Origin of the sequence: Flavobacterium sp. BFFFF1 (assembly GCF_002256285.1) — a bacterium.
In the GTDB taxonomy this organism is placed as follows: Bacteria; Bacteroidota; Bacteroidia; order Flavobacteriales; family Flavobacteriaceae; genus Flavobacterium.
This window is the reverse complement of record NZ_NKJE01000066.1, coordinates 1-1,814: the sequence shown is the minus strand read 5'-3', so window position 1 is coordinate 1,814 and position 1,814 is coordinate 1. Positions and strand designations below refer to the sequence as shown.

Genomic DNA, 1,814 nt, shown 5'->3' with positions numbered 1-1,814 from the left:
TTTGTGGTTACGTTGTGTTTGTGTCGTCGGAAAAATTTGTCATTTTTGGTTTGCGATTCTTGTCACCGAGAGTTTTCTGCGATACTTAATCAGAGCTTGAGTATTGTGTAAAATGCGTGCGTTGAAATTCTAGCGCAGAAAACAGTGCGTGTAAACTTGGGGATTTAAAAAACTAGGAGTGGAATTTCTTTGTGGTTACGTTGTGTGATTTTGCTAATGTGTCGCGACCCACATAACAGCGGTTTCACGCAATTGCTGCTTTTCGTGTAAAATGAACTTCTTTTTTCCATAACTTCGTTTCGTCCAGCCGAGAATACTCAGTTCCAAATGCCGCAACTGACGTGAAGCCGCCGGACGTTATGCACAAGCTCGCTGAAAATCGTGTCCGAATCAAATGAGAAAACCTTATTACTTATTTCTAATTGCTGGCCTAATAATTTGCACAATGATTTTATCACTTTGTGATACAGTTGTGCTCAATTTCTATGACACATATTATGTTATGACTGCTACAACTGCAGTAATTATTAGTTCCATAATTTTCGGATTGTATGCAGCTAACTATTTTATTCTTAGAAGATATTCCAACCTATATTTTGGCATAATCAACTTATTATTCATTTCTGCGCCTTTGATTTACCTAATCAATCAGCAATCTGAAAAAACTGTGAAAAACGAACTCGCAAATTATCTGGAAAATCCTGCGTGGGAAACCTGGAAAATTTCAACTTTACCAAAAGTTATGCTAGCTTTATTTGCATTAGGCTTAATTATGTTTTTCGTGAATATCATTTTCAAGTTCCGAAGTAAAAATAGAGCCTGTGCATAACAGCGGTTTCACGCAATTGCTACGTTCCGTGTAAAATGAACTTCTTTTTTCCATAACTTCGTTTGGTCCAGCCGAGAGTACTCAGTTCCAAAAGCCGCAACTGACGTGAAGCCGCCGGACGTTACCTGCAATAGCGCCAAAATTGCGCATAAAATTGGAATCAATATGGGATTAGACTATACGATTAGAACCTACACTAAAAAGGAAAATTTATCTAAAGTGTTAGTTTGGCTCGGTAAAAATTCATGGGCAAACCAGGAGAAACTAACTTTCTATATTGGACATAATCAACTTTATGTAAATGGTCATGAACTAAAAATTGACGGTAAAAAAGCAAAAGACAATGATTGTTTTATATCCGCCAATAATATTTCGTTTTTGACGTCATTAATATTTGATATTGATTCAGAAATTGTTGCCAGCTTTGAAGATGATTTTTTTCCTGACTTCGAACATTTAGCAGAATGCATTTTGGAAAATGGAAAAATTAGAGTCGGTGGATTTGATTGCTATATCTCTGAAAGTGAAAACAGCGACTTTTTCCAAATTAGTCTGCATGCAGTTACTAGCAAGATGAGTATTATGCTTGCACGCTCACAATCTGTTAAAAGGTGGATAATTGAATTTTCCATTGCTTGTGAAGCTATTTTATCTTTCGTGGATCAGGAATCAAGTGAAAGAATTATCTATTTTTACAATGGTAAATCTACCCATATTACAATTCCAAATGACTTTGATGAAGAAGATAAAAAAGATTTTAAAAATTTATTAGGTGATTATTTTGAGTTGGGAACATAAATATAGCTACTGCAGGTAACAGCGGTTTCACGCAATTGCTGCTTTCCTTGTAAAATGTAACCGCTTTTTCCATAACTTCGTCTTGTCCAGCCGAGAGTACTCAGTTCCAAAAGCCGCAACTGACGTGAAGCCGCCGGACGTTACACGCCATTGGCTCCGTGAAGAAATCACGATTCGCGTCATTGAA

The 1,814-nt window shown here is 36.7% G+C and carries 1 protein-coding gene; it reads left to right on the top strand.

Annotated features, from left to right (window positions below):
* Window positions 1-994 precede the first annotated feature (994 nt).
* Window positions 995-1,627: a hypothetical protein gene (locus tag CFE23_RS16570; RefSeq protein WP_291090572.1), complete on the top strand. Its 633-nt coding sequence runs from the start codon at window positions 995-997 to the stop codon at window positions 1,625-1,627.
* Window positions 1,628-1,814 lie beyond the last annotated feature (187 nt).

What these genes read in the sequence shown, in the direction of transcription:
- CFE23_RS16570 (WP_291090572.1), top strand. Translation starts at nt 995, where the DNA reads ATGGGATTAGACTATACGATTAGAACCTACACTAAAAAGGAAAATTTA.